The organism is Deinococcus sp. HSC-46F16, from assembly GCF_024171495.1.
Taxonomy (GTDB): Bacteria; Deinococcota; Deinococci; order Deinococcales; family Deinococcaceae; genus Deinococcus.
Genome location: NZ_JALJZW010000001.1, coordinates 1,025,001 through 1,049,661 on the forward strand (window position 1 = coordinate 1,025,001; position 24,661 = coordinate 1,049,661).

Below are 24,661 nucleotides of genomic sequence, written 5' to 3' on the forward strand. Positions count from 1 at the left end.
GGCGCGGCCCAGACCCAGCCCCATCGCGGCGATGCCCACGCGGCCACCGTCGAGCACCTTCATCACGTCCTTGAAGGCGTTGCCGCGCTCGCCCAGCAGGGCGTCAGCGGGAAGGTGGATGTCCTCGAAGATGAGCTGCGCGGTGTCGCTGGAGCGCAGGCCCAGCTTGTCCTCCTTGCGCCCGATGGAAAAGCCCTGCACCTCGTCGCGGTTGAAGACGAAGGCGGAGATGCCGTCGTTCTTGCCCTTGCCGGGGCGCGGCGCGTCGGTGCGGGCCAGGATCACGTAGGTGCCGCCCACGCTGCCCTGGGTGATGAAGTTCTTGGAGCCGCTGAGAATCCACGACCCGTCGGGCTGCTCCTTGGCGTTGGACACCATGCCGCCGCTGTCCGAGCCGCTGCCGGGTTCGGTCAGGCCCCAGGCCCCCAGCTTCTTCGCGGAGGCGAGGTCAGGCAGGAACTTCTGCTTTTGCGCCTCGGTCCCGCCGATGAGGATGTGCCCCTGGCACAGCGAGTTGTGCGAGGCGACGGTCAGGCACAGCGAGCCGTCCACCGCCGCGATCTCCTCGATGATCATGGCAAAGGTGGCCGTATCGAGGCCCGAGCCGCCGTACTCTTCGGGCGTCTGGGCACCCATGATGCCCATCTCGCCCAGTTCCTTCACGATCTCGAACGGAAACTCGCCGGTCTGGTCGCGTTCGGCGGCGCCGGGCTCCACACGGGTCTTCAGGAAGCTCTTGAGGGCCGAGACGATGGTGCGCTGGTCGTCGTTGAGGGGCGCGGTGTTGGGGTTGACGGGGCGGTCGAGGGTGCTGGTCATGGGTGAAACCTCCAAAGGAGTGCTGGCTTCTTCTGCTCCTCCCCCTTGAGGGGGGAGGCTGGGACTCGTAGAGCTGCGGAGCAGAGGGGGTGAACCGTCACCCCCCAGGCGCGGCTTGGTTGGGTGGGAGGGCGTCTTGCCGACTTCTGAGCTGGTCACACGCCCCCTCACCCCTTGCTTCGCAAGGCCCTCTCTGCAAGCAGCTCTGCGAGTCCCACGGGGGGAGAGGGAGAAACGGCTCAAACCTGAAACACGCCCACCTTAAATTCTTCCTGTGCCGGATTCTGGGCGCAGGCTTCCAGAGCGCGAATCAGGCGGTCACGGGTGCCCTGCGGCGGGATGATCTCGTCCACCCACAGGCGGGCAGCGGCGTAGCGGGGGTCGAGTTCGGTGTCGTACTTGGCCTTCACCTCGTCGTAGAGGCGCTGCAACTCCTCGTCGTCGGGCTGGTGGCCGGAGCGCTTCAGGGCCGCGAGCTGGATGTCGAGCAGCGTCTTGGCCGCCGCGTTGCCGCTCATCACGGCGTACTTGGCGCTGGGCCACGCGAAGAGGAAGCGGGGCGCATAGGCCTTGCCGTTCATCGCGTAGTTCCCGGCCCCGAACGAGCCGCCCGTGATGATGGTGATTTTGGGAACGACGCTGTTGGACACGGCGTTCACCAGCTTCGCGCCCCGGCGGATGATGCCTTCCTGCTCGGAGTCGCGGCCCACCATAAAGCCGGTCACGTCCGAGAGGAACACCAGCGGCACCCCCGCCTGGTTCGCGTCGAGGATAAAGCGGGCCGCCTTGTCGGCCGAGTCGCCGTAGATCACGCCGCCGACCTCGATGCGGGTGCGCAGGCCGGGTTCGCCGCCCGACTTGAGCTTCTTCTTGATCACGGTGCGCTGGTTGGCGACAAAGCCCACCGGGAAGCCGCCCACCCGCGCAAAGCCGCACACGATGGTTTCGCCGTACTCGGGCTTGAACTCGTGAAACTCCCCGCCGTCCACGATGGACGTGATCAGGTCGCGCACGTCGTAGGTCTTGGAGCCGTCGAAGCCCACCAGCTCGGTGAGGTCGCGCCCCAGGGCGGGCACCACGTCCTTGCGGCGGCGGGCAAAGGGGGCCGGGTCGCCCTGCGCGTACAGGTCGGCCAGAGCGCGGATTCGTGCGAGCGCCGCGTCGTCGTTGGGTTCCTTGTAGTCCACCGTTCCGGCGATGGAGGCGTGCATGTCGGCCCCGCCGAGGTCCTCGGAGTCCACGACCTGCCCGATGGCCGCCTTCACGAGCGCGGGGCCGGCGAGGTAGAGGCCCGAGCCTTCCGTCATGATCAGCGTGTCGCACATGACGGGCAGGTACGCCCCCCCTGCCACGCAGTTGCCCATGATCGCGGCGATCTGTGGAATCCCCTTGGCACTCATGCGGGCATTCAGGTAGAAGACCCGCCCGAAGTCGTCCTGATCGGGGAAAATCTCGTCCTGCATGGGCAGGTACACGCCCGCCGAGTCCACGAGGTAGACGACGGGGAGGGCATTTTCCAGCGCGATGGTCTGCGCCCGGATGACCTTTTTGGCCGTGATGGGAAAGAACGCGCCCGCCTTCACGGTGGCGTCGTTGGCGATGATCATCCAGGGACGGCCCTGAATGGTGCCGATGCCCGTCACGGTGCCCCCGCTGGGACAGCCGCCGACCTCCTCGTACATGCCGTATCCGGCAAAGGTCATCAGTTCGTCAAAGGGCGTGCCCTCGTCTACCAGTCGGGCGATGCGTTCGCGGGCGGTCAGGCGGTTTTTCTCGTGCTGACGCTGCTGGGCCTTGGGGCCACCGCCCGCGCGGACCTGCTGCTGGTCGGCGGCGAGGCGGGCGAGGGCCTCGGCCCAGGCTCCCTGCGGGGTGGGGGGCGCCGGAGCGCGGGTGTCAGGTTGGGTCATCTGCCCCGGCAGTCTAACAAACGGCCGTTTGGGGGCGGGGCAGCGCGTCCGGCCTTCCTAGCCAACACGGCCCAGCCAGCCCCGGCGAGCGGGCGCATACTGCCCCCATGACCGCCACCCTTCCCCGGCCCGCCGGTCCTCGGCCCCACTCCTTGCTAGGGCATCTGCCCGAGCTGCGGCGCGACGCCCTGGGGTTCCTGCGCCACGCGCGGGCGGCCTACGGGGACGTGTTCCCCATTCGATTCGGGCGGAACGAGGTGCTGGTGGTGGCCGAGCCTGCCGCCGCCCGCGAGGTGCTGGTCACGAAGGCCGCGAGCTTCCGCAAGGGGCGCGGCATTCAGAAGATGGAGCCGTTTCTGGGCAGCGGCCTGCTGACCGCCGAGGGCGAGACGTGGCGCTCGCACCGCCGCCTGATGCAGCCCGCCTTTCACCGCGCGGCGCTGGAGGGCATGGCCGGGGACATCGTGGGGGCGGTGGCGCCGCTGATGGCCCGGCTGGAGGAGGCGGCCCGCTCCGGCGCGGAGGTGGACGTGGGCTCCGAGATGCTGCACGTGACCCTGCGGGCGGTGGCCGCCGTGCTGTTCGGCACCGCGCTCGATGACCGCGAGCTGGCAGTGGTGGAGCGCGAGCTGCCGCCCCTGCTGGAACGGACCTCGGCCCGCATCCGCTCGCTGGTGGACTGGGACCTGCCTACCCCCGCCCGCCGCCGCGAGCAGGCTGCTGGAGAGGCCCTGGACGCCATCGTTCACCGCATTCTCCGCGAACGCCGGGCCTCCGGGGAGCGCGGCGGGGACCTGCTGGGCATGCTGCTCGCCGCACGGGACGAGGACGGCAGGGGTGGCCTGACCGACGCCGAGCTGCGCGACGAGGTGATGACCCTCTTCCTGGCCGGGCATGAGACGACCGCCACGCTGCTGACCTTCCTGTTCCTGAGCCTGTCGCGCCACCCCGAGGTCCGCGCCGGGGTCCAGGCCGAGGTGCGGGCGGCCCTGGGAGACCGCACGCCCACCGCCGCCGACCTGCGGGGGCTGCCGCTGCTCAACGCCTGCATTCAGGAGACGTTGCGCCTCTACCCCCCGGCGTGGCTGGTTCCCCGGCAGGCGACCGCCCCGGTCACGGTGGCGGGGGTAGACGTGCCCCAGGGCGGCAATGTCAGCGTGAACATCTTCCTGATTCAGCGCAACGCCCGTTACTGGCCGCAGCCAGACGCCTTCCGCCCGGAGCGCTGGCTGGATGGGGGCCGCACGCCCGAGGCGTTCCTGCCCTTTGGCGCGGGAGCGCGGATGTGCATCGGCAACCACCTCGCGCTGATGGAGGCGGGGCTGATCGCGGCGCTGGTGCTGCGCGACTTTGATCTGGAGGTGCCGGGGGGCGGGCCGACCGGGCTGGTCGCGGGCGTGACCCTCAAGCCGGATGGGGCGGTGCGGGGCCGGGTGCGGGCGGTGTCAGCGGTTCAGGAGTAGGTCAGGCGTGATTCAGTTTCTGGCCCAACCACCACGCGCCCGGTCCCGACCCCAGCGCCCCGGCACCTGCCCAGACGAGCAGCACCGTGGCAGCCTCGCGCGGAAGGGGTGCATCGGGGCCAAAGCCCAGGCTGAAAGCCACCAAACCTGAGAACACGCACGCGATGAGCGCCAGGAGGGCCAGCCCGAGGAGAACGCGCAGCAGGAGCCGGGGCATGGGCGAAGGCTAAACCAGACGAGGGCCGGACGCCCCCGCAAAAGCGCCCAGCCCGCCTGCTCTCCCCTACCCGTGAATCGGAGCGCCCGTCTTCGCCCGCAGCTCGTCCAGCGTCACACCTGGGGCGAGTTCGACCAGCCTCAGGCCCTCCGGCGTCACGTCCAGCACACCGAGGTCGGTGATGATGCGGTCCACCACGCCCTTGCCGGTCAGCGGCAGGGTGCATTCGGGGAGAATCTTGTGCGCGTCCCCCTTCGCCACGTGCTCCATCAGCACGACCACGCGCTGCACGCCCGCCACGAGGTCCATCGCGCCGCCCATCCCCTTGACCATCTTGCCGGGAATCATCCAGTTGGCGAGGTCGCCCCGCTCGGACACCTGCATCGCGCCCAGAATGGCGAGGTTGACGTGCCCGCCCCGGATCATGGCGAAGGAGTCGGCGCTGGAAAAGAAACTCGCGCCCGGCAGCGCCGTCACCGTCTGCTTGCCCGCGTTGATCAGGTCGGGGTCCACCTCGTCCTCGGTGGGAAAGGGGCCGATGCCGAGCAGGCCGTTTTCGGATTGCAGCATCACGCTGACGCCTTCGGGGATGTGGTTGGCGACCAGGGTGGGCAGGCCGATGCCGAGGTTCACGTAGTAGCCGTCACTGAGTTCGCGGGCGGCGCGGGCCGCCATTTCGTCCCGGGTCCAGGGCATCAGTTCCTCACCGTCCGCTGCTCAATTCGCTTTTCGGGCTCAGGGTTCAAAACCACGCGCTGCACGTAGATGCCGGGGGTGTCGATCTCGTCGGGGTCGAGCTGGCCCACCTCCACGATCTCCTCGACCTCGGCGACCGTCACGCGCCCACAGGTCGCGGCCATCGGGTTGAAGTTCTGCGCGGTCTTGCGGTAGACGAGGTTGCCGGATTTATCGGCCTTCCACGCCTTGACGAGCGCGAGGTCGGCGCGGATGCCGCGTTCGAGGATGTAGGTCTCGCCGTCGAAGTCCTTGTGCTCCTTGCCGTCCGCGACGACGGTGCCCACGCCCGTCCTGGTGTAGAAGCCGGGAATCCCCGCGCCCCCGGCCCGCATCCGCTCGGCGAGGGTGCCCTGGGGGGTGAATTCCAGCTCCAGCTCTCCGGCGAGGTACTGGCGCTCGAATTCCTTGTTCTCGCCCACGTAGGAGGAGATCATCTTGCGAATCTGCCGGGTCTGGAGCAGCAGCCCCAGGCCCCAGCCGTCCACGCCCGCGTTGTTGCTCACGGCGGTGAGGTCCTTCGCCCCACTGTCGCGCAGTGCGAGGATCAGTTGCTCGGGAATCCCGCAGAGACCGAAGCCCCCCACGGCGACGGTCTGGCCGTCCGCGACCACATCTTGCAGCGCCTCACGGGCGCTCGGGTAGACCTTGTTCATGTCGGCTCCAGGGTAAATCAGGACAGTGTATTGAGGAACTTTTCCAGCAGGGCACGGAAGGTGGCGGGGTCCTCCTGCGGGAAGCCGTGGCCGACGCCGGGCAGCACGGTCGCGTCCGTCGCCAGCGCGGCGGCCTGTGCCCGCACCAGTTCCGGCGTGACCAGCGCGTCCAGCTCGCCCCCCAGCACCAGCACGGGCAGCCCGGCGAGGCGCCCCGGCTCCACGCTCCACGCGGCCAGGGCGCGGGCGTTGCCGCTGTAGTGGCTCGGCGCCATCTGGCCCGCGTGGTCCAGCAGCGTGGCGAAGTTGTCGGGGCGGCGCGATGGGAAGAGCGCCCCCAGGCTCATCTCGCGCAACCCCGCATTGCCGCGCAGCAGGTCCAGCACGGGGTAATTCTCCTCGGGGGTGACCAGGCCAGTCAGGGGAGCCGACGCCGCCAGGACCAATCCGGCGTAGGCGTCGGGGCGACGGGCCGCCGCTTCCAGCACGACCGCCCCCCCCAGCGAGTGCCCCAGCAGCACTGGGCGGGTCACGCCCTGAGCGGTCAGCCAGCCCTCCAGCCAGTTGGCGTAGGCGGCGATGGCGACCTCGCCCTCATGAGCCGTGCCCGCAAAACCGGGGAGGTCGGGGGCAAGGACGCGCCAGCCCTGGGGCGGAGCGGCGAGCAGGTCGGCCCACCACGCGGAGGAGGCGAAATTGCCGTGCAGGGCGACCAGCGTGCGCTCAGGCATGGGGCACCTCCCCCGCGCCCGCGAGGTCAGGGGGTGGGACGGCGGCGGGCAGCGTGTCGTCCAACAGCCCGCGCAGCAGCCCCGCAAGGGCCGCCGTGTCCTGCACGCAGCCGAGGTGTCCCCAGTCTGAGTCGTAGTCGAAGTGGGTGTGCGCCACGCCCGCCGCGCGGCTCGCGTCCGCGAAGGCCCGCATCTCATGGGCGGGAAAGAATTGGTCGCCCCGGATGTTCACAGTCAGCAGGCGCACTCCCGCGTCCCGCCAGCGGGTGAACAGCTCGGGGCGGGGGGCGACCGCGTGCAGGTCGTGCGTCTGCACCACCCGCGCGATGTCGAGGATGTGCGCGAGGCTGGCCGTGCCCGAGCGCGAGCGCAGGTAGTCCCCAAAGTCGGTGTCCCGGAAGGCCGCCTCCAGCCCGTCGGCCCCCATCCCGAAGAAGGAGATCAGGCGCAGCGCCCCCGCCAGCCCGCCGGCCGGGGCCACGTCGCGCAGCAGCGGCCCGAAGGCGTGCCGCAGCACTGGCCCCGCACACGGGCTGGTCGCCACCGCCGCCACACGGGGGGCGAGGTCCGGTGTACGGGCCGCCCACTGGAGGGCCTGCATGCCCCCGAAGCTGGGGCCGATCACCGCGTGCCAACGCTCCAGGCCGAGCTGCCGCAGCAGTTCAAGCTGGAGCGCGTGCAGGTCGGCGAAGTCCCACGCCGGAAAGCGTCCGCCCCAGGGCTGCCCGTCGGGGTGCGGGGTGTCGGGGCCGGTGGTCACGACGGCCGGGTCGTGGACCTGTACGTTCGACGGTGTGTTCAGCGCCACCACGAAATAGCGGTCCGTGTCCACCGCCCGCCCCGGCCCGATCAGGGGTGCCCACCAGCCGGGCGTGCCGTCCTCCGTCTCGCCCGCTGCCTGCGCGGTGCCCGTGTAGTAATGGCACACCAGCACGGCGTTGTCCCGCGCCTCCGTGGGCTGGCCCCACGTGCGCCCGCCCAGGCGCACCGGGACCTTCACCCCCCCGAGCGCGGCGTCCACCTCCAGCGTGAACGCCGCGCCCTCCCTGTCCTCACCTTGTCGCATGTCGCCTCCGAGGGTAGGGGGAAGACGTTACGGGGCGGTCACACTCCTACGCGCGGCTCCCCGGCTGTAACGCGGGCGTGACGGCGCCCGGCTACACTCCCCTGGAACATGAAAAAGATGCTTCTGACGGGCGTACTGCTCGCGCTGTCCGGCGCGGGCGCGGTGAAGGTCGGCGCGTTGCTTCCCCTCTCGGGAGCGGGGAGCGTGTCGGGGCAGGCGGCCCGCAACGGCTACCTGCTGGCGCTGGAGGAGATCAACAAGGCAGGCGGGGTGCTGGGGCGCCCTCTGGAACTGGAATTCGCGGACGACGGCTCTTCCCCGGCCAAGGCGGTCCCGGAGTTCGTCAAGCTGGTGACTGTGGAGAAGGTGGACTTCATGGTGGGCGGGGTCAGCAGCGCCACGTCCATCGCGATCTCGGGTCCGGCCAAGCAGTACAACACCTTCATGGCGTGGATCGGCGCGGCGGCGGTGCCCGTCGAGGACGCCTTTGCGGACCACAAGTACTTCTTCCACTACCACCCCTGGAGCTACTACAACTTCGAGGCGATCCTCGACTACTTCAAGCACCTGCGCGTGACGAAAAAGGCCCGCAACATCGCCATCGCCTACGAGGACGGCCCCTTCGGGTCGGCGGGCATCAACGACACGGTGGCAGCCTTCAAGAAGGCGGGCTTCAACGTCGTGATGACCGAGAAGTTCAAGACGGGCAGCGGCAACTTCGGGCCGATCGTCTCCAAGGCGAAGGCCGCCCGCCCCGACATCTTCTACTGGGTGGGCTACGACACCGACGCCCTGCCGCTGGCGACCGAAATCAAGCAGCAGAACCTGAGCGTGGGCCTGATCTACGGCACGCCCCCCTCTTGGCCCGTCGGCTTCGAGAAAAACCGGCTGGCCGACAACGTGGCGGGCCTGAGCCTGTGGCTGCCGACCAGCCCGAACGCGCAGAGCCGCGCTTTTGTCAACGCCTACCGCAAGAAGTTCGGTAACGTGACCGAGGAATACTTCGCGCCGCTGGCCTACGTGAACCTCAAGACGCTGGCCGCCGCCATCAACAAGGCGGGCAGCACCGACAAGGACAAGGTGGCTGCCGCGCTCGCAGCGACGAACACCCAGACGCCCTTCGGCCCGCTGACCTTCACGAGGAGCAACAAGACCCGCTACCAGGGCTTCAAGGCCGGAAGCTGGCTGAGCTTCCAGTACCTCGGCGACGACCGTGCGCCCGTCTACCCGCTGAAGTTCGCCAAGAAGACGACGGTCTGGGGCAAGTGAGCCGGACGGGGTCCGTGGTTGGCCCTCTGATCTAGAGCCCGGCCACCGACTCCCCCGCCAGGGCCGCCCGCCACCACCGGGGCGGCTCCCCTTTTGCCCCCTCCCTTCCCTCTCCCCTACGGAGCCTGTATGGAACTCTTTTTACAAACCCTGCTCAACGGTCTGCTGCAAAGCGGCATCTACGCGCTCGTCGCGTCGGGGCTGGCGCTGGCGGTCGGCGTGGTGGGCATCGTGAACTTCGCGCACGGCGAGTTCCTGATGATCGGGGCCTTTCTCGCCTGGGCGCTGAGCACCTACCTCGGCGTGGACCCCCTGATCTCGCTGCCCTTCGCCGCGCTCGCCGTCTTCGGCGTCGGTGCGCTGACCTACCGGGTCAGCATCCGGCACGTGCTGCTGGCCCCCGAACTCAACCAGATGCTCCTGACCTTCGGGCTGGGCATCTTGCTGCAAAACCTCGCGCTGATCTGCCTGGGGGGCAACACCCGCACGGTGACGACCGGGTACCAGGGTAGCAGCCTCTCCATCGGCGAACTCAGCGTGGGCGGTCCCAAGGCCATCGCCTTCGGGTTCGCGGTGCTGATTCTGGGGGCGCTGTACGGGGTGCTGTACCGCACCACCCTGGGCCGCCAGATGCGGGCGGTGGCGCAGAACCGCCGGGGGTCGCAACTGATCGGGATCAACGTGGACCGGGTGTACCTGATCGCCTTCGGGGTGAGCTGTGCGCTGGCGGCCATTGCGGGCGTGCTGGTCGCGGTGCTGCTGTTCGCCTCGCCCACGGTGGGGCTGGTGTTCGCCCTCAAGGCCTTCGCGATCATCGTGATGGCGGGGCTGGGCAACCTGACGGGCGTGCTGTGGGCGTCGGTGGTGCTGGGCGTGTCGGAGGCGCTGGTGCAGACTTACGTGCCGGGCGGCGGGGGATGGAGTGACGCGGTGTTCTTTCTGCTGATCTTCGCCACGCTGGTCTACCGCTCCTATCGGGGGGCCAGATGAGCCGGGCGATGGACGGGGGCCGCGCCGTGGTGCGCCGTCCCGACGTGCCGCTGCGGGCGCTGGTGCCGCTGGGCCTGTTCTTCCTCCTGGCGCTGGTGTTCCCGTTCCTGCCGCTGGGCGAGCGGGCCGAGTACCTGCTCCAGATCGCCTTCTTCACGCTGGTGGCCGGGGTGCTCGCGCTGTCGTGGGACATCCTGGCGCGGAGCGGGCAGGTGAGCCTCGCGCACGCCGCCTTCTACGGGCTGGGGGCCTACGGCTTCGCGCTGCTCGGCAAGGTCATGCCCTGGTTCCTGGCGATGCCGGTCGCCGCGCTGATCGCCGGGCTGATCTCGCTGATTCTGGGCGCCGTGACCATGCGCCTGAGCGGGATGTACTTCGCCATCGCCACGCTCGCCTTCACGGAGGTCGTGCGGACGATCATCCAGAACCTGCCGGAAGCCACCGTAGGCGGCGCGAACGGCCTGCTGGTTCCGGCGCTGCTGGGCGGGAACGCGCGGGCACAGTACTTCCTCGCGTTCGGCATCCTGCTGTTCACCGCGCTCGTGAGCCTCGCCATTCGGCGCTCGCGCCTGCACCATGCCTTCGCCGCCATCCGGCAGGGCGAGGAAACCGCGCGGGTGCTGGGGGTCAGCGTGGTGAAGTACAAGCTGCTGGCCTTTTTCATCTCGTCGTTCCTGGCTGCGCTGGGCGGGGTGCTGTACGCGGGCAAGACCTTTTTCATCAACCCGCTGGAGACCTTCAGCCTCGCCAACTCCATCGCGCCGCTGACAACCTCCATCTTCGGGGGGCTGTACACCACGCTGGGACCGATTCTGGGAGCGACGGTGCTGCGCGTGGCCGAGGAAATCCTGCACAACTCCATCAAGAACGGCTACCTCGTCGTGTACGGGCTGGTGCTGATGCTGAGCATCCTGTGGTTGCCGCGCGGCCTGATGGGCCTGTTCAAGCGGGGCAAGCATGGGGGGGACGTATGACGGCGGTGGGTGTGCAGCCTTCAGCGGTGGGTCAGGGTGACGTGGTGCTGCGGGCCGAAGGGCTCAGCAAGCGGTTCGGGGGGCTCCTGGCGGTGCAGAACGTCAGTTTCAGCCAGTACGACGGCGAGATTCTGGCGGTGATCGGGCCGAACGGGGCGGGCAAGACCACGCTGCTGAACCTGCTCTCGGGCGTGTACCGGCCGACTTCGGGGCGGCTGCACCTGCTGGGGCGCGACGTGACCGCCGAACCGATGGAGGCGCGGTGCCACGCGGGGCTGGGGCGGGCCTTCCAGATCGTGCGGCCCTTTCCGGAGATGACTGTCCACGAGAACGTGACGGTGGGGGCACTGTTCGGCAAGCGCGGGATGACGCTGCCACAGGCGCGCGAGCGGGCTTACGACCTGCTGGAACGCACCGGCCTCGCCGCCCACGCCGACAAGGAGGCCCACGAGCTGACCCTGCTGCAAGACAAGCGGTTGGAGGTCGCCCGTGCCCTCGCCACGCAGCCGCGCGTGCTGCTGCTGGACGAGGTGATGGCCGGGCTGCGGCCGGGGGAGGCGCAGGAGGCCGTGGGGCTCGTCCGCAGCGTGCGCGACAGCGGGGTCAGCGTGCTGTTTATCGAACACATCATGCCGGTGGTGCGTGACCTGGCCGACCGGGTCGTTGTGATGGACCAGGGACAGGTGCTCGCCGAGGGCACCTACCGCGAGGTCACGGCCAACCCGCAGGTGGTTGCCGCATACCTGGGCACCGAGGAAGGACTTCACGCATGACGGCGACACAGATGAATCCGGCCGCGAGCCGCACCCAGGGCCAGGAACTGGTGATCGAGAACCTCGCCGCCGGATACGGCAAGGTGCAGGTGCTGTGGGACGTGAGCCTGCGGGTGGCTCCCGGCGAATTCGTCGCCATGATCGGGGCGAACGGGGCGGGCAAGACGACCACGCTGCGGGCCGTGAGCGGAGTCGTCAAACCCTCGGCAGGGCGCATCACGCTGGGCGGGCGGGACATCACCCGCGCCGCGCCCTCGCAGATCGTGGGGCTGGGGCTGGGGCACGTCCCGGAAGGCCGCGAACTCTTCCCGCTGATGACCGTGCGCGAGAACCTCGAACTCGGCGCGGCGATGCGGCCGGAAGCGCGGGCGGTGCAGGCGCAGACGCTGGCGCACGTCTACGACCTGTTCCCGCGCCTCAGCGAACGGGCGGGGCAGCTCGCCGGAACGCTCTCGGGCGGCGAGCAGCAGATGGTCGCGGTGGGCCGGGCACTGATGAGCCGCCCCAGCGTGCTGGTGGTGGACGAACCCTCGCTGGGCCTCTCGCCGCTGATGACCCAGACGGTGTTCGAGGCGCTCAAGGCTGTCAATGAGCAGGGCGTGACGGTGCTGCTCGTCGAGCAGAACGTGGGCCTGAGCCTCAAGCTCGCGCACCGGGCCTACGTGCTGGAAAACGGGCAGGTCGTGAAGGAGGGGAGCGGGGCGGAGTTGCTCGCGGACCCGGCGGTGCGGGAGGCGTATCTGGCGCTGTAGGGAGCTGGGAGACAAGGGGCCGGGGATCATCTCCCGGCCCTCTTCCCTATCCCCCCGTCAAGAACCCTCCCGTTTCCCGGTAGAGCATCTCCACCGCGTCCAGCGAGTCGAAGGTGTGGTTGGCACCGGGAATCGCCACCGCATCGCAGCCGAGGGCCTGGGCGTAGCGCACCCCGAAGGCGGGCGGGCAGACCGTGTCGGCGTCGCCGTGGAAGACGCGGGCCACCCCTCCCCAGCGGGCGGCGGCCTCCAGGGGCCGTACGCGGGGCATCTCCAGCAGGAACTCGCGGCCCAGCGGCCAGCCGCCGTAGTCGCGGATGACCGGGGGGGCGTATCCGCCGCGCAAGAAGCCCAGCCACAGCTCCGGCAGCGCGGGTGCCCACAGCGCGAGGCGGTGGGGCCACACCCGCTCGGCGGCGAGGGCCGCGACGAGGCCGCCCATGCTGAAGCCGAGGAGCATCACCCGCTCGGAGTCGAGCATGGGGAGGCCGCGCACGTACCCGAAGGCGGCCTCCGTGTCCTCCACCTCGCGGGTGACCGTCATCTCGGAGAAGTCTCCCTCCGACTCGCCACTGCCCCGGAAGTCGAAGCGCAGCGAGGCCACCCCCCGCGCCGCCAGGTACCGCGAGAACAGCGGCAGCAGGCGGTGGTCCCCGGCCCGGTTGCCGGTAAAACCGTGCAGCATCACCACGCTGGGCCAGCCCTGCGCCGGGCGTCCGCCCCCCAGGCTGTGTTCCTCGGGGACGTGCAGCATTCCGTAAACCCGCTGGCCGCCCACCACGAACTGCGCGAACTGTTCCATGCGCCCGATGATGGCAGAGCGGGGTGCCCTCCTGCCCCTGCTAGCCTGCACCCATGACGAAGGCGAGCAGGTTGGCAAGCGTGACCCTGAAGCCGGGGGCGGTGCGGCGCATTTCGGGGCGCTACCCCTTCGGGCACGCGGGGGACATCGGGGAGGCGGGGCCGGGGATAGAGGCGGGCGAGGTCGTGGACGTGCGGGCACCCGACGGGTCGCTCGTCGGGCGCGGGTACTTCAACCCGCAGGGCGCGACGCCGCTGCGGATGCTGACGTGGACGCCGGGCGAGGCGATTGACCTCGCCTTCTACCGCTCGCGGGTGCGGGCGGCGCTGGCCCGGCGCGAGGGGCGCATCGAGAACACTGACGCCCGCCGCGTCCTGTATGCCGAGGCCGACGGGCTGCCCGGCGTGGTGGCCGACCAGTTCGGGGACGTGCTGAGCGTGCAGTTCCGCAACGCGGGGGTGGAGCGCCACCGCGACCTGATTCTGCGGTCACTGCGCGAGGAGACGGGCGCGACCTCGGCCTTCGAGCGCAGCGACACGGGCGAGCGCCGCCGTGAGGGGCTGGAGCTCCGCACGGGCGTGCTGTGGGGCGATGTACCGGAGCGCGTGACCTTCCACGAAGATGACCTCTCGCTGCATTTCAGCCCCTTTGACGCGCAGAAGACGGGCTTTTTTCTGGACCAGCGCGACAACCGGCGGCTGATGCGCTCGCTCGCGGCGCCCGGCGAGGGCTTTCTCGACGTGTACTCGTACACCGGGGGCTTCAGCCTGCACGCGGCGCGGGCGGGGGCCAAACCCGTCGCGCTCGACAAGGACCAGGCGGCGCTGGGGGTGCTGGAGCGCGAGGCCCGCGAGAACGGGGTGCAGGTCGGCGTGCGCTGGGGAGACGCCATCGAGACGCTCACCACCCTGGAGCGCGAGAAGCGGACCTTCGGGGCGGCGGTGCTGGACCCGCCCACCCTTGCCAAGCGCAAGGAGGACGTGCCCCGCGCCAAGCGCATCTTCACCGACGGCACCGCCCGCACCCTGCGGATGCTGCGGCCCGGCGGCCACCTGCTCGTGAGCACCTGTGCCCACTACATCCGGGTGGACGACCTGCTCGACGCGGCCAGGGTCGCGGCGGGCGAGGCCGGGTGCGGCGCGGAGGTCGTGGCGATCACCTACCAGCCCGCCGATCACCCCCACCTGCTGAGCGTGCCGGAGAGCCTGTACCTCAAGAGCGTGCTGCTGAAAAAAGAGGCGTAGGCGTTATGCGAGAGGCGGAAGGCCACCGATGGGAGCCTTCCGCCTTTCCCGTGGTGGTTTCTCCCTCAGTCCACGTCCGCCGCTTCCAGCGACACCTGATCGAGCGCCGCCGGGTTGATCAGGGTCACGCTCTGGGTTCCCACGCGCAGCAGGCCGTGGCCCTCCATGCGCTTGAGAACGCGCACGACCGTTTCACGGCTGCTGCTGGTGCGGGCCATGATGTCGGTGGTCGAGAGGGGCAGGACCTCTGGGCGCGGCACCCCCGCCGCCACCCGGACCGCGTGGAGGTGGCCGAAGACGTGCGCGAGCGCCGCCTCGGTATTCAGCCCGAAGGCGATCAGCTCGTCGTTCAGGAGGGTCACGCGGCGGGCCAACATCTCCGCGAGGTTCCACAGCACGCCGGGGTGCTGGCGCAAGATCAGCTCGAAGTGGCTGCGGTAGAGCATCAGGGTGCGGACCTCATCCAGCGCCCGCACGGACGCGCTGCGCTCCTGCCGGGCCAGCACCGCCGTTTCCCCGATCACGCCCGGCGCGTAGAGGTCGCCCAGCACCCGCTCGCGGCCCCCCACGCTGACGCGGCTGACCCGCACCACCCCGCGCGTGACGAGGTGCATCGCCTCGCCCTCCGCGTCCTGCTCGACGATCAGCTCGCCGCGCCGGAAGTGGCGGGGGGTCACGATCCCGGCGGCCTCGCGCACCGCGGCCTCCGGCACGTCGCGGAACAGCGGCGAAGTTCTCAACTCGTCCAGAAGCGACATCTCAGGCCGCATGCTAGAGCATGCCCCGGCCCCCGTGTTGTCCCCGGCCGGGGCACGCCCCTTGCGCTACAGTGCCGCGCGTGACCCGCGTCCCTCCAGCCCCGCCCCCCGCCCTGGAAGCCCGCGAGGTGCGGCACGGCTTCGGGGACCAGATCGTGCTGCACGGCGTCTCGTTGGTGGTGGGGCCGGGCGAGGTTGTGGCCGTCTCGGGACCATCCGGGAGCGGCAAGAGCACGCTGCTGCACCTGCTGGGGGGCCTGGATACCCCGCAAGGCGGCGAGGTCTGGTGGGCGGGCGAGCGGGTGGACACGCTGGACACCCAGGCGCGGGCGCGGCGGCGGGCCGGGCGGGTGGGGCTGGTCTTTCAGCACCATTATCTGCTGGAGGACCTCAGCGTGCTGGACAACGTGCGGGTGCCCGCGCTGCTGAGCGGCGAGGCGGGCGAGGAGCGGGCGCGGGGGTTGCTGGAGCGGGTCGGCCTGTCGGGACGCGAACGCGACCTGCCCGGCGTGCTGTCAGGGGGCGAGCGGCAGCGAGTGGCGCTGGCCCGGGCGCTCGTGACCCGCCCCGCCATCGTGCTGGCCGACGAGCCGACCGGGAGCCTCGACCGGGCGAACGCCGACCGGGTGGCCGACCTGCTCCTCGGCCTCGCGCGGGAGGAGGGGTCCGGGGTGCTGCTGGTCACCCACGACGAGCGGCAAGCAGGGCGGGCAGACTGGGCGCTGCACCTGCTCGACGGGCGAATTGAGGAGGAACGCGGCCACCACGCCCCTTGACCCTCCCGGCCTGAGCGTTCCCTGTATCTCCCGTTAAGAGGCCTTGTGGGCGCGGGATTGTACGGCCCCGTACCCCCCGGACAGCAGAGGCCGCTTACGCTGCGGGAGCCTTCCAGGCAAGGGAACTCATCAATGCGAGGTCGGGCGCCCGGTTCGGGAGGGACAGGCCCTCCCCGGCGTCGTCCCTGCTGGAAGCGGACTCCAGGGAGGTCTACCGTGAAGCAGCGCCTGATGTGGATCAGCACCGTGCTCCTGCTCGCCTCGCCCGCCGTCGCGGGGGGCGGCCAGAGCGTGCCTGCGGGCAACACCATCGCCGCGATCGTCTCGAACGATCCCAACTTCAGCACGCTGCTCGCAGCGGTGCAGGCCGCCGGACTGACGCAAACGCTGTCGCAGCCCGGCCCCTACACCGTCTTCGCCCCGACGAACGCGGCCTTCGCCAAGATTCCCGCCGACCAGCTTCAGGCCCTGCTGAACAACCCCGCGCAGCTCCGCGCCGTGCTGCTCTACCACGTCGTGCCCGGCCGGGTGACCGCCGCACAGGTGACGCGCCTGAGCAGCGCCCGCACCGTGCAGGGCGCCAACGTGCGCATCAACGCCAGCGGCGGCACGGTGCGGATCAACGACGCGACCGTCACCCGCGCGGACGTGCGGGCCAGCAACGGCATCATCCACGTGATCGACACGGTGCTGCTTCCCCCCAACTGACCGGGCGCGGCAAGGAGGGGGTCAGGCCCGAAGTGGCGACTGACCCTCTTCTCGTCCCGCCCTTCCGGAGGACGCCACGATGACTCTTCCTTTGACCCTGCGGCGCGGGGCCAGGCGGCTCGCCCTCCTCGCGGGCGCCTTGCTGCTGACCGCCGGGCAGGCTCCCCCGGTGTCGCCCAGCGTGGACCGGGAGCTGCGGCCCCAGACCCTGCAATTGAAAGTCGTGGCGCCCGAGCCGGTGCTGAGTGGCGGCAAGATTCGCTCCCGTAACGTCGTCCAGACCCACACCCTCACCCTCGGCGCCCAGGAACGGCGCGGGCTGCGCGAGGGCCAAGTGACGGGTGACCTCTCTGTGCGGCTGGAGCGGCTGTACGCCCGCATCGAGACGCGGCGGCCCCGTGACGCCCGCTTCGTGCGGGAAGGCGGGGGGTGGGTCGCGCAGGCCCGGACCGGGTGGGCGGTGCGGCGGGGACCCACCGCCAAGCGGGTACGGGTGGCGCTGCTCGCTGGGCGGGGGGAGGCGACGGTCGCCCTGCGCCTGCTTCCACCGGGGCGGACGGTAGCCGAGCTGCACTCGCGCGGCGTGACCACGCACCTGACGACCGGGGAGTCGAGCTTCGCGGGCAGTCCCGATTTCCGGGTCCACAACATCCGGGTGGGGGCGGCCCGCTTTCAGGAGCTGTGGGTGGCACCGGGCACAGTGCTGGATTTCAACCGAACGGTGGGGCACATCTCGGCGGGCCGGGGCTTCGTGCCGGGCTACGTCATCACCGGGGCGAGCCTGACGATGGAACCCGGCGGCGGCATCTGTCAGGTCAGCACGACCGTCTTCCGGGCGGGGTACCAGGCGGGGTTGGAGGTCGTCGAGCGCCACCAGCATTCCCACCACGTCGCCTACTACGACCCGCCAGGGTACGAGGCGACGGTCTACGCTCCCGCCAAGAACCTGCGCCTGCGCAACGACACCGCCGCGCCGCTGCTGATGCAGGTGGAGTGGAATCTGGAGGCCGGGACGCTGGAGGTCCACCTCTTCGGAGCGCCCCCCGACCGCGAGGTCACGGTGTCTACGCCGCAGGTGCGGACCACCGCGCTGGCTCCCACTCCGAGCTTCGTGGCCGACCCTGCCCTGCGCCCCGGCGAGGCCCGGCGCCTCGACATGCCCGCCGCCGGGATGAACACGCAGGTCGTCCGCCGCATCACCCGGCGCGGCCAGACCACGACCGACCGCACGACCAGCCAGTACCGGCCGTGGGGGGGCGTGTTCGCGGTCGCTCCGGGAGACGAGCGGCTGCGCTGAGTGAACAGGGGGCAGCTCCCCCTCCTCCCCAGACCTCCTACCACCCGGCCCGCGCGTACACGTCGGGCAGGGGCGGCGTCGCGCCCAGGGTGCGGGCGGCCCGCTGCGGCCAGTGGGGGTCGCGCAGGAAGGGGCGGCCCAGGGCCACGAGGTCGGCGTCGCCGTTCTGGAGAATGCCCTCGGCCTGCTCGGGCGTCTCGATCATCCCGACCGCCATCGTGAGAAGGTCGGGCACCTCGGCCCGGACGCGGGCGGCGAAGGGCACCTGATACAGCGGTCCCACGGTGATGCGCTGCGCGGTCGTCAGGCCGCCGCTGCTCACGTCGAGCACGTCCACGCCCTCGAAGCGCAGCAGCGAGGCGAGCTGGACGGTCTGGTCGAGGTCCCAGCCGCCCTCCGCCCAGTCGGTGGCACTCACGCGCACGAACAAGGGCAGGTGCATGGGCCACGCCGAGCGCACGGCGCGGACGACCTCCAGCAGCAGCCGGGTGCGGTTCTCGAAGGAGCCGCCGTACTCGTCGGTGCGGGTATTCGCCAGCGGCGAGAGGAACTGGTGCAGCAGGTAGCCGTGCGCCGCGTGAATCTCCACGGCGTCGAAGCCCGCCACGACCGCCCGCCGCGCCGCCGCCGCGAAGTCAGCCACCACCCGGCGAAGGTCGTCATGGGACATGGGGGCGGGCACCGGGTACAGCTCGTGGAAGCGCTCGCCGTCCGGCCCGATCACCCCCCACCCGCCCAGCTCGGCCGGCACCGCGCCGCGCCCGCGCCAAGGCGAGTAGGTGCTCGCCTTGCGCCCCGCGTGCGCGAGCTGCACGCCGATCAGGGAGCCGTGGCGGTGCACGAAATCGGTGATGTGACCCAGCGGCACGATCTGCTCGTCGGCCCACAGCCCGAGGTCCTCGGGGCTGATGCGGCCCTCCGGCGAGACGGCGGTCGCCTCGGTGATGATCAGCCCGGCCCCGCCCAGCGCGAACTGCCCGAGGTGCGTGAGGTGAAAGTCGTTCGCCACCCCGTTCTGGGCGCTGTACATGCACATGGGCGAGACGACGGTGCGGTTTTTCAGGGTCAGGCTGCGGAGCTTCAGGGGACTGAACAGCAGGGGAGCCGGGGCGTCGGCGGGGGGCGTCGTCATGGGGGAAAATCTAGCGCGGCGGGGGATGCACCCGCGCGGCCCAGGCCAGATGGCGGACGCCGGAGGGTGACCTGCCGGGGCAGGCTGGGGCCATGCGTCTCACCGACTCTCTGGAGGGCCTCACGCCCGACGACTTGCAGGGCTTTTTCGTGGGCTGGCCCAACCCGCCCACGGCCGAGACCTTTCACCGCCTCCTCGCCGGGTCGTACCGAATCTCGCTCGCCCTGGACGAGCATGGGCGCGTCGTCGGCTTCGCGCAGGCGATCAGCGACGGGGTGCTGACGGCCTTTATCCCGCTGCTGGAAGTCCTGCCGGAGCACCAGGACCGGGGCCTCGGGACCGCGCTGATGCGGCATCTGCTGGAGCAACTCGGGCACCTCTACGCGGTGGACCTGAGTTGCGACGACGACGTGGTGCCCTTTTACGGGCGGCTGGGCATGGGGCGGGGCAACGCGATGTACCGGCGGAACTACGCGCGGCAAAGCGGGGTGCCGGAGGAGGGCCGCTAACGCCGCCGCGCCTGCCACCGCTCGTGGGCGGCCCGTGCCTGCCTCTCGGCCTCCCACCAGAAGGCGGCCTCCAGTGCAGCGAGGTCGGGGGCGGGACCGGGGGACGGGCGGCGGTAGTCGGTCGCCTCCAGCCGGGCAAGCAATGCCGGAAAAGTGTGCCGGGAGGCCAGCGCCGCGTCCAGCAAGGATTCCTCGTCGGCACGGGAAGCCGCCGCGACCAGCTCGCCATTCAAACGCGCGAGGGTCTGAAGGTCAGCCACCGTCGCCGCGTAGACCCAGGGGCCATGTTCTCCCAGCAAGGCGAGAAGGCCCGACCACTCGCCGCGCAGCACCGCGTTCAGCACCTCGCGGGCCGGAGTCTCGGAGGGCAGCCAGGGCCGCACCGTGAGGAGGTCGGCGGCCAGCTCCCTCTCCTCCGTCAGTTCCGCCCCCACCCGCGCGGCGTCGGCGGGCGAGAACACGTCGCGCAGTTCGGCGAGGTGCGAGAGGCGAGTGCGGGCCTGGGGCGAGAGCCTCAGCGAACGGGGCCGGGGTTGACCCAGAGCGGTCCACACGGCCCGGCGCAGGTCGGCCTCCTCCATGTCGGGGAAAGCGGCCCGCACTTCCGCCAGCGAACCCGGTGGAGTCGGCCCCGGCCAGTTCAGCCCCGCCTGGGTGAAAGCGGCGGACCAGCGGTCTTTGCTCACCGCGCCTCCCTCCGATTCCAGAACAGCCGGACGGGACACCGGCTGTTCTTCCATCTCCGCGAGCCGCTGTCCCTTGTCTCTCGCTCCCCTCGGGCTCGGCTTCGCCTCACCGCAAGTTCCTCAACTGCTCGCGCTCGTGTAGCTCGCCACGGCCTTCAGCCAGAACAGCCGCGTGAGCACGAAGGCGGCAGCCGCCACCAGCGGCGAGGCCAGCGCCAGCGCGGGCGTCAGCGTGCCCGTCAGCGCCTGTGCGGGCACGGTGGTGATAAAGGCGACGGGCACCACGAAGGTCAGCAGCGCCCGGATGGGCACCGGAAAGGCCGTGACCGGAAAGCGGGCCGCGCCGAAGACGCCGTTGAACAGCTCCGAGGCGTTCTGCGTCTTCACGAACCAGAACGCCGTCGTGGAAAGCGCCAGCCAGATGCAGTACACGATCACCACCGCCGAGAGGTACAGCACCGCCGCCCCCGCGAGGCCGCCCGCCGTGACCGTCAGGTGCGAGGCGGCGTAGGCGATCAGCCCCAGCCCGATCAAGAGGTCACCCGCCCGCAGCACGTTGAGGTGCCGGGTGCTCACCCCGAACTGCGCGTCCAGCGGCTTGAGCAGCGTGAAATCCATGCTGCCGGTGCGGACGGCCTCCGCGATCTTGCTCATGTTGGGCTGGATAAAGACGCTGATCACGCCCTCCGTGAGCATGAAAAAGCCCGTCACCAGCAGCGCCTCGTGAAAGGTCCACCCGCCCACCGTGTCCGTGCCCGGCTGCCCGAACAGCACGCCGATGCCGAGGAGCGCCACGCCCACTTCCCCCAGGCTGGCGAGGATCGCCCCCACGAAGTTGGCCCGGTACTCTAGCTGTGCCGAGAGGGTGGCCCCGGTGAACAGGCGCATCAGCCGGAGATAGCGGGTCACGCCCCCACCGCCCCGTACTTCCGCAGCCCCAGTCGCCACACGGCCAGCCGCACAAACCAGAACACGATCAGCCACGCCCCCAGCACCAGCGCCCCGCGCCCGGCGTCGGCCAGGGACGCCTTGCCCGCTAGGAGCTGCGCCGGAAGGCCCAGCATGTAGGGAAAGGGGGTCCAGACCGCAATATTCTGTACCCACTGGGGGTAGAAGGCCAGCGGCGCGAACATGCCGCCCAGCGCGGCGTACAGCAGCCAGACGAGTTCCTGAAAGCTGGTGCTCGACTCGGTCCAGAAGGCCAGCAGCCCGATCGTGTACTCCCACAAGAAGCGGGCGCTGAACCCCAGCAAGGCCAGCCCCAGCGCCGCGAGGTAATGCAGCGGGTCGGTGCTGAAGCTCGCCCCCGCCAGCCACGCGAAGAGGGCCACCAACCCCAGCATCGCGGGAAAGCGCACCACCCGCTCGGCGACGTGCGCGGCGTAGTGCTCCCAGAGGGGGTCCAGCGGGCGCAGCAGCTTGGGCGAGAGGGTGCCCTGCCGCACCTCCATGTCGAGTTCCCACGCCACCCACACCACCAGCAGTTGTCCGGTGACCCAGATGCCCAGGAAGTAGGAGGCGAACTCGGCGGGCGTGTAGCCGCCCACCTTCCCGTCCGGCGCCGACGCCGCCTGCGCCATCCACACCAGCATCATCACCAGCGAGAGGGTGCCCGAGAGCATCCAGATGACGACCTCGGCCCGGTACTCCACCATCTCGGCAAAGCGGGTGGAAAAGAGGACGCGCACCTTCCGCCACAGGGCCGTCATGGGCGGCCCCCCGGCCTGCGGGAATCAACCACGGACCACTTCCTTCCCCCCGAACAGCTCCGCCATCACCGCTTCGATGGGCGGGTCTTCCACGGTCAGGTCCGCCACGTCGAGTTCGGCGAGCAGGCGGGCGGCGCGGGGGCTGACCTCGGCGCGGGGGACGGTGAGTTCGGCGCTCAGGCCGTCCACCTTCACGTCCGAGCCGTAGGCGGCGAGCGCGGCGGCCTCCACCGGGCGGCGCAGTTGCAGCCGGACGGTCTTGCCCCCGCCCCCCCGCTCCACCAGCCGGGCGAGGTCGCCGTCGAAGACGAGCTGGCCTTGGTCGATGACGAGGATGCGCCGGGCCAGCGCCGTCACGTCGGCCATGTAGTGACTCGTCAGGATGACGGTGGCCCCGTAGCGCTCGTTGTAGTCGCGGATAAAGGCCCGCACCGACTCCTGCATGTTCACGTCGAGGCCAATGGTGGGCTCGTCCAGAAAGAGGACGCGGGGGCGGTGCAGCAGCGCGGCGGCGAGTTCGCACTTCATCCGCTCGCCCAGCGAGAGCTTGCGCACCTGCTTTTTGAGGATGCCCTCCAGCCCCAATACCTCGGTGAATTCGTGCATGGTGGCGCGGTACTGCGCATCGGGAATCTCGTAGATGGCCTGATTGACCAGGAAGGAGTCGAGCGCCGGGAGGTCCCAGATAAGCTGCTGCTTCTGCCCCATCACCAGGGTGATGCGCCGCAGAAAGGCGGCCTCGCGGCGTCTCGGCTCGAATCCGGCCACCCGCACCTCTCCTCCGCTGGGATGCAACAGGCCCGAGAGCATCTTGAGGGTGGTCGTCTTGCCCGCCCCGTTCGGCCCCAGGAAGCCCACCACCTCGCCGGGCGCGAGGTTGAAGGAGACGCCGCGCACCGCCTCCACCTCGCGGGACTGGCGACTCACGAAGGAGCGCAGGCTGCCCAGAAAGCCCGGCTCCTTCTCGTGGACGGTATAGCTCTTGCGCAGGTCACGGACGTGCACGGCGGCGTCCGGGGTGGGTGTGGTCATAGGTGTCTCAGGGTACGTGAGCAAGCATGGCCCGGAATGCGCGAAATGGCGGGGTCAGGCCCGTACTGCGGCCCTCACTCTGCGCCCTGCACGCCGTACTGCCGGGCCGCCTCATCCCCGGCCCGCCTCGCCTCCGCCTCAATCTGGAGGTGCTGCCTCAGCGCCCGCTCGACGTAGGCGCTGAGGCTCTCCCGCGCGTCGATGCTGGCGATCTTGACCTCGCGGATCAGCCCTTCTGGCAGGTAGATGTTGAACTGCCGCTTCTCGTCCTCTCCCATATGGCTAGCTTACTAGCAATCTGGCAAGGCTTTACGGCTCGTGCCAACCCGCTACAGTCGGCTCCATGCTTCTCCTCCTGACCTCCCCCGCTCAGGCCTCCGCGTGAAGCCCTGGGAACTCCTCGGCCGCGCCGTTATTCCCGGCACCGACGGCGAGATGCGGCTCTCGCGGCGCGAGGGGGAATTCTCCATCCACCTCAGCACCCAGACGAGCGAGCTGATGAACAGCCGGATGCACGCCTCGGAGGATGCGCTGGCCGACCTCGCGTGTGCGGCCATCGCGGGCCGGAGCCGGCCGCATGTGCTGGTGGGGGGCCTGGGCATGGGCTTCACACTGGCGGCGGCGCTGCGGGGGGTCGGGCCAGGGGGCGTGGTCACGGTGGCCGAACTCGTGCCGGAGGTCGTGGAATGGAATCGGGGGCCGTTGGGGGAATGCGCGGGCCGTCCGCTGGAAGACCCCCGCACCCGCGTTCATGTGGGTGACGTGGCCGAGCTGCTGCGCGGGGGCCACAGCACCTACGACGCCGTGCTGCTGGACGTGGACAACGGTCCCGAGGGCTTTACCCATCACGGCAACAACTGGCTCTACTCGCCCGCAGGTTTGAGCGCCGCCCGACTCGCACTGAAGCCCGGCGGGGTGCTCGCGGTGTGGTCGGCGAGCGGGGACAGCCGCTTTACCTCCCGCCTGAACCGCGCCGGATTCCGGGTGGACGTGCGGACCGCCCGCGCCCGCCCCGGCAAGGGCGCGCACCACACCATCTGGCTGGCCCACGCGCCCGGTCCGGGGCAGGGCCGCTCAGGGCCGGGCGGAGGCCGAAATCGGTCCACGCGCCCGTAACCACTCGGCCGCCCACGCACCGGGCTGTCCGCGCAGGGGTGGGAGTTCGTCCGGACCGAAATAGGCCACCTCTACGCCTTCTATTCCATCCGGGACGGGCGTACCGTGCCAGTCGGTGACCAGATACACCGCCGTGTAGAAGTACGCCTCGTCGCCGTTGGGCATCTGGCAGTGCCCGGTGGTCAGGAGGTCCAGCAGCTCCGCCCCGCGCACCTCCAGCCCGGTTTCCTCGCGGACCTCGCGGCGCATCGCTTCCAGCGGCGGTTCTCCGAGTTCGCACAGGCCCCCTGGCACCGCCCACACGTCCCGCCCGGCGAGGCGGTGCAGCAGCAGTTCGCCCTGCGCATTCAGGATGAGGCCGACCGCACCCATCAGGTTGACGGGCCGGGTGCCGATCAGCGAGCGCAGGGCGGCGATGTAGTCGGGTGGGGCCGAGTCGGAAGGAGCAGGGTCGGTCACGGTGGGAGCAGGCTAGCGCTTGGGCCGGGCTGTTCCTGCCGCAGTCACGGCCAGGGCCGGGGGGCAGGGGCGTAGCCT

The 24,661-nt window shown here is 70.4% G+C and carries 28 protein-coding genes (1 of these 28 running past the window's edge); 12 read left to right on the plus strand and 16 right to left on the minus strand.

Annotated elements, in window-relative coordinates:
- Both L1280_RS05135 and L1280_RS05140 read right to left on the minus strand, forming a co-directional pair.
- Positions 1 to 819, minus strand: partial view of an acyl-CoA dehydrogenase family protein gene (locus L1280_RS05135; protein WP_253581013.1) — the 5' portion only. 384 nt of this gene lie to the left of the window's left edge; only the first 819 of its 1,203 coding nucleotides appear in the window; the start codon lies at positions 817 to 819; its stop codon lies off the left edge, out of view.
- A gap of 239 nt (positions 820 to 1,058) precedes the next feature.
- A complete protein-coding gene (locus L1280_RS05140; protein WP_253581014.1) occupies positions 1,059 to 2,729 on the minus strand; it encodes an acyl-CoA carboxylase subunit beta in 1,671 nt (556 codons plus the stop codon).
- Between the two features lie 107 nt (positions 2,730 to 2,836).
- Here L1280_RS05140 and L1280_RS05145 point away from each other — a divergent pair, with 107 nt between their 5' ends.
- Complete coding sequence (locus tag L1280_RS05145) at positions 2,837 to 4,192, plus strand: cytochrome P450 (protein ID WP_253581015.1); 1,356 nt, start codon at positions 2,837 to 2,839, stop codon at positions 4,190 to 4,192.
- A 1-nt stretch (position 4,193) separates the two neighbouring features.
- Here the strand turns inward: L1280_RS05145 and L1280_RS05150 are convergent, their stop codons facing one another.
- The 5 genes from L1280_RS05150 to L1280_RS05170 all read right to left on the minus strand — a co-directional run bounded on the left by L1280_RS05150 (position 4,194) and on the right by L1280_RS05170 (position 7,597).
- Entirely contained in the window at positions 4,194 to 4,409 is a 216-nt protein-coding gene (locus tag L1280_RS05150) for a hypothetical protein (protein ID WP_253581016.1), read from the minus strand.
- A 66-nt stretch (positions 4,410 to 4,475) separates the two neighbouring features.
- Positions 4,476 to 5,105 carry a CoA transferase subunit B gene (locus L1280_RS05155; RefSeq protein ID WP_253581017.1) on the minus strand — a complete coding sequence of 210 codons (630 nt, stop codon included), beginning with the start codon at positions 5,103 to 5,105 and terminating at the stop codon, positions 4,476 to 4,478.
- Positions 5,105 to 5,800: a CoA transferase subunit A gene (locus L1280_RS05160; RefSeq protein ID WP_253581018.1), complete on the minus strand. Its 696-nt coding sequence runs from the start codon at positions 5,798 to 5,800 to the stop codon at positions 5,105 to 5,107. The genes L1280_RS05155 and L1280_RS05160 overlap by 1 nt, the downstream gene beginning before the upstream one ends.
- Positions 5,801 to 5,817: 17 nt before the next feature.
- Positions 5,818 to 6,531 carry an alpha/beta fold hydrolase gene (locus tag L1280_RS05165; RefSeq protein ID WP_253581019.1) on the minus strand — a complete coding sequence of 238 codons (714 nt, stop codon included), beginning with the start codon at positions 6,529 to 6,531 and terminating at the stop codon, positions 5,818 to 5,820.
- Positions 6,524 to 7,597 carry an alpha/beta fold hydrolase gene (locus L1280_RS05170; RefSeq protein WP_253581020.1) on the minus strand — a complete coding sequence of 358 codons (1,074 nt, stop codon included), beginning with the start codon at positions 7,595 to 7,597 and terminating at the stop codon, positions 6,524 to 6,526. The genes L1280_RS05165 and L1280_RS05170 overlap by 8 nt, the downstream gene beginning before the upstream one ends.
- A 108-nt stretch (positions 7,598 to 7,705) precedes the next feature.
- Between L1280_RS05170 and L1280_RS05175 the strand changes: the two genes are divergently transcribed.
- The 5 genes from L1280_RS05175 (at position 7,706) to L1280_RS05195 (ending at position 12,355) form a co-directional block, all read left to right on the plus strand.
- A complete protein-coding gene (locus L1280_RS05175; RefSeq protein WP_253581021.1) occupies positions 7,706 to 8,866 on the plus strand; it encodes an amino acid ABC transporter substrate-binding protein in 1,161 nt (386 codons plus the stop codon).
- A gap of 129 nt (positions 8,867 to 8,995) precedes the next feature.
- On the plus strand, positions 8,996 to 9,856 hold the full coding sequence (locus tag L1280_RS05180; protein WP_253581022.1) for a branched-chain amino acid ABC transporter permease: 861 nt from the start codon (positions 8,996 to 8,998) through the stop codon (positions 9,854 to 9,856).
- The gene (locus L1280_RS05185) at positions 9,853 to 10,830 is read left to right on the plus strand and encodes a branched-chain amino acid ABC transporter permease (RefSeq protein WP_253581023.1); all 978 of its coding nucleotides are present in this window, start codon (positions 9,853 to 9,855) and stop codon (positions 10,828 to 10,830) included. The genes L1280_RS05180 and L1280_RS05185 overlap by 4 nt, the downstream gene beginning before the upstream one ends.
- Positions 10,827 to 11,603, plus strand: a complete 777-nt coding sequence (locus L1280_RS05190) for an ABC transporter ATP-binding protein (protein ID WP_253581024.1) — start codon at positions 10,827 to 10,829, stop codon at positions 11,601 to 11,603. Before L1280_RS05185 ends, L1280_RS05190 begins: the two co-directional genes overlap by 4 nt.
- Positions 11,600 to 12,355: an ABC transporter ATP-binding protein gene (locus tag L1280_RS05195; RefSeq protein ID WP_253581025.1), complete on the plus strand. Its 756-nt coding sequence runs from the start codon at positions 11,600 to 11,602 to the stop codon at positions 12,353 to 12,355. Before L1280_RS05190 ends, L1280_RS05195 begins: the two co-directional genes overlap by 4 nt.
- A gap of 46 nt (positions 12,356 to 12,401) precedes the next feature.
- On the opposite strand, the gene L1280_RS05200 is transcribed toward L1280_RS05195, so the two are convergent.
- Positions 12,402 to 13,157, minus strand: coding sequence for an alpha/beta hydrolase (locus tag L1280_RS05200; RefSeq protein ID WP_253581026.1), 756 nt, complete (start codon positions 13,155 to 13,157; stop codon positions 12,402 to 12,404).
- 53 nt (positions 13,158 to 13,210) lie between these two features.
- On the opposite strand from L1280_RS05200, the gene L1280_RS05205 reads away from it, so the two are divergent.
- Positions 13,211 to 14,401: a class I SAM-dependent rRNA methyltransferase gene (locus L1280_RS05205; protein ID WP_253581027.1), complete on the plus strand. Its 1,191-nt coding sequence runs from the start codon at positions 13,211 to 13,213 to the stop codon at positions 14,399 to 14,401.
- Positions 14,402 to 14,466: 65 nt separating this feature from the next.
- Here L1280_RS05205 and L1280_RS05210 read toward each other — a convergent pair whose 3' ends face one another.
- A complete protein-coding gene (locus L1280_RS05210) occupies positions 14,467 to 15,159 on the minus strand; it encodes a Crp/Fnr family transcriptional regulator (protein ID WP_253581028.1) in 693 nt (230 codons plus the stop codon).
- A 71-nt stretch (positions 15,160 to 15,230) separates the two neighbouring features.
- Here L1280_RS05210 and L1280_RS05215 point away from each other — a divergent pair, with 71 nt between their 5' ends.
- From L1280_RS05215 to L1280_RS05225, 3 genes are all read left to right on the plus strand, one after another.
- Positions 15,231 to 15,935 (plus strand): ATP-binding cassette domain-containing protein, encoded by a 705-nt coding sequence (locus L1280_RS05215; RefSeq protein ID WP_253581029.1) that lies wholly within the window; start codon positions 15,231 to 15,233, stop codon positions 15,933 to 15,935.
- 216 nt (positions 15,936 to 16,151) lie between these two features.
- Positions 16,152 to 16,643 (plus strand): fasciclin domain-containing protein, encoded by a 492-nt coding sequence (locus L1280_RS05220; RefSeq protein WP_234009165.1) that lies wholly within the window; start codon positions 16,152 to 16,154, stop codon positions 16,641 to 16,643.
- Positions 16,644 to 16,722: 79 nt separating this feature from the next.
- Positions 16,723 to 17,940, plus strand: coding sequence for a VanW family protein (locus tag L1280_RS05225; protein WP_253581030.1), 1,218 nt, complete (start codon positions 16,723 to 16,725; stop codon positions 17,938 to 17,940).
- A 37-nt stretch (positions 17,941 to 17,977) separates the two neighbouring features.
- Here L1280_RS05225 and L1280_RS05230 read toward each other — a convergent pair whose 3' ends face one another.
- Positions 17,978 to 19,072, minus strand: a complete 1,095-nt coding sequence (locus L1280_RS05230) for an NADH:flavin oxidoreductase/NADH oxidase (protein ID WP_253581031.1) — start codon at positions 19,070 to 19,072, stop codon at positions 17,978 to 17,980.
- Between the two features lie 92 nt (positions 19,073 to 19,164).
- On the opposite strand from L1280_RS05230, the gene L1280_RS05235 reads away from it, so the two are divergent.
- A complete protein-coding gene (locus L1280_RS05235) occupies positions 19,165 to 19,581 on the plus strand; it encodes a GNAT family N-acetyltransferase (RefSeq protein ID WP_253581032.1) in 417 nt (138 codons plus the stop codon).
- Here L1280_RS05235 and L1280_RS05240 read toward each other — a convergent pair.
- From L1280_RS05240 to L1280_RS05260, 5 genes are all read right to left on the minus strand, one after another.
- Complete coding sequence (locus tag L1280_RS05240) at positions 19,578 to 20,267, minus strand: hypothetical protein (protein WP_253581033.1); 690 nt, start codon at positions 20,265 to 20,267, stop codon at positions 19,578 to 19,580. The two genes, L1280_RS05235 and L1280_RS05240, sit on opposite strands and share 4 nt — an antisense overlap.
- A gap of 120 nt (positions 20,268 to 20,387) precedes the next feature.
- On the minus strand, positions 20,388 to 21,176 hold the full coding sequence (locus tag L1280_RS05245; protein ID WP_253581034.1) for an ABC-2 family transporter protein: 789 nt from the start codon (positions 21,174 to 21,176) through the stop codon (positions 20,388 to 20,390).
- Positions 21,173 to 21,976 carry an ABC-2 family transporter protein gene (locus tag L1280_RS05250; RefSeq protein ID WP_253581035.1) on the minus strand — a complete coding sequence of 268 codons (804 nt, stop codon included), beginning with the start codon at positions 21,974 to 21,976 and terminating at the stop codon, positions 21,173 to 21,175. Before L1280_RS05250 ends, L1280_RS05245 begins: the two co-directional genes overlap by 4 nt.
- Positions 21,977 to 22,000: 24 nt before the next feature.
- Positions 22,001 to 23,008, minus strand: coding sequence for an ATP-binding cassette domain-containing protein (locus L1280_RS05255; protein ID WP_253581036.1), 1,008 nt, complete (start codon positions 23,006 to 23,008; stop codon positions 22,001 to 22,003).
- A gap of 74 nt (positions 23,009 to 23,082) precedes the next feature.
- On the minus strand, positions 23,083 to 23,286 hold the full coding sequence (locus tag L1280_RS05260; RefSeq protein ID WP_253581037.1) for a CopG family transcriptional regulator: 204 nt from the start codon (positions 23,284 to 23,286) through the stop codon (positions 23,083 to 23,085).
- A gap of 103 nt (positions 23,287 to 23,389) precedes the next feature.
- Between L1280_RS05260 and L1280_RS05265 the strand changes: the two genes are divergently transcribed.
- Positions 23,390 to 24,124 carry a hypothetical protein gene (locus tag L1280_RS05265; protein ID WP_253581038.1) on the plus strand — a complete coding sequence of 245 codons (735 nt, stop codon included), beginning with the start codon at positions 23,390 to 23,392 and terminating at the stop codon, positions 24,122 to 24,124.
- Here the strand turns inward: L1280_RS05265 and L1280_RS05270 are convergent.
- The gene (locus L1280_RS05270) at positions 24,083 to 24,583 is read right to left on the minus strand and encodes an NUDIX domain-containing protein (RefSeq protein ID WP_253581039.1); all 501 of its coding nucleotides are present in this window, start codon (positions 24,581 to 24,583) and stop codon (positions 24,083 to 24,085) included. The two genes, L1280_RS05265 and L1280_RS05270, sit on opposite strands and share 42 nt — an antisense overlap.
- Positions 24,584 to 24,661: the final 78 nt, after the last annotated feature.

Excerpts from the sequence above, each read along its gene's own strand:
- L1280_RS05140 (WP_253581014.1), bottom strand. The coding sequence starts at position 2,729 with ATGACCCAACCTGACACCCGCGCTCCGGCGCCCCCCACCCCGCAGGGA.
- L1280_RS05145 (WP_253581015.1), top strand. The coding sequence starts at position 2,837 with ATGACCGCCACCCTTCCCCGGCCCGCCGGTCCTCGGCCCCACTCCTTG.
- L1280_RS05150 (WP_253581016.1), bottom strand. The coding sequence starts at position 4,409 with ATGCCCCGGCTCCTGCTGCGCGTTCTCCTCGGGCTGGCCCTCCTGGCG.
- L1280_RS05155 (WP_253581017.1), bottom strand. The coding sequence starts at position 5,105 with ATGCCCTGGACCCGGGACGAAATGGCGGCCCGCGCCGCCCGCGAACTC.
- L1280_RS05160 (WP_253581018.1), bottom strand. The coding sequence starts at position 5,800 with ATGAACAAGGTCTACCCGAGCGCCCGTGAGGCGCTGCAAGATGTGGTC.
- L1280_RS05165 (WP_253581019.1), bottom strand. The coding sequence starts at position 6,531 with ATGCCTGAGCGCACGCTGGTCGCCCTGCACGGCAATTTCGCCTCCTCC.
- L1280_RS05170 (WP_253581020.1), bottom strand. The coding sequence starts at position 7,597 with ATGCGACAAGGTGAGGACAGGGAGGGCGCGGCGTTCACGCTGGAGGTG.
- L1280_RS05175 (WP_253581021.1), top strand. The coding sequence starts at position 7,706 with ATGAAAAAGATGCTTCTGACGGGCGTACTGCTCGCGCTGTCCGGCGCG.
- L1280_RS05180 (WP_253581022.1), top strand. The coding sequence starts at position 8,996 with ATGGAACTCTTTTTACAAACCCTGCTCAACGGTCTGCTGCAAAGCGGC.
- L1280_RS05185 (WP_253581023.1), top strand. The coding sequence starts at position 9,853 with ATGAGCCGGGCGATGGACGGGGGCCGCGCCGTGGTGCGCCGTCCCGAC.
- L1280_RS05190 (WP_253581024.1), top strand. The coding sequence starts at position 10,827 with ATGACGGCGGTGGGTGTGCAGCCTTCAGCGGTGGGTCAGGGTGACGTG.
- L1280_RS05195 (WP_253581025.1), top strand. The coding sequence starts at position 11,600 with ATGACGGCGACACAGATGAATCCGGCCGCGAGCCGCACCCAGGGCCAG.
- L1280_RS05200 (WP_253581026.1), bottom strand. The coding sequence starts at position 13,157 with ATGGAACAGTTCGCGCAGTTCGTGGTGGGCGGCCAGCGGGTTTACGGA.
- L1280_RS05205 (WP_253581027.1), top strand. The coding sequence starts at position 13,211 with ATGACGAAGGCGAGCAGGTTGGCAAGCGTGACCCTGAAGCCGGGGGCG.
- L1280_RS05210 (WP_253581028.1), bottom strand. The coding sequence starts at position 15,159 with ATGTCGCTTCTGGACGAGTTGAGAACTTCGCCGCTGTTCCGCGACGTG.
- L1280_RS05225 (WP_253581030.1), top strand. The coding sequence starts at position 16,723 with ATGACTCTTCCTTTGACCCTGCGGCGCGGGGCCAGGCGGCTCGCCCTC.
- L1280_RS05230 (WP_253581031.1), bottom strand. The coding sequence starts at position 19,072 with ATGACGACGCCCCCCGCCGACGCCCCGGCTCCCCTGCTGTTCAGTCCC.
- L1280_RS05235 (WP_253581032.1), top strand. The coding sequence starts at position 19,165 with ATGCGTCTCACCGACTCTCTGGAGGGCCTCACGCCCGACGACTTGCAG.
- L1280_RS05250 (WP_253581035.1), bottom strand. The coding sequence starts at position 21,976 with ATGACGGCCCTGTGGCGGAAGGTGCGCGTCCTCTTTTCCACCCGCTTT.
- L1280_RS05255 (WP_253581036.1), bottom strand. The coding sequence starts at position 23,008 with ATGACCACACCCACCCCGGACGCCGCCGTGCACGTCCGTGACCTGCGC.
- L1280_RS05260 (WP_253581037.1), bottom strand. The coding sequence starts at position 23,286 with ATGGGAGAGGACGAGAAGCGGCAGTTCAACATCTACCTGCCAGAAGGG.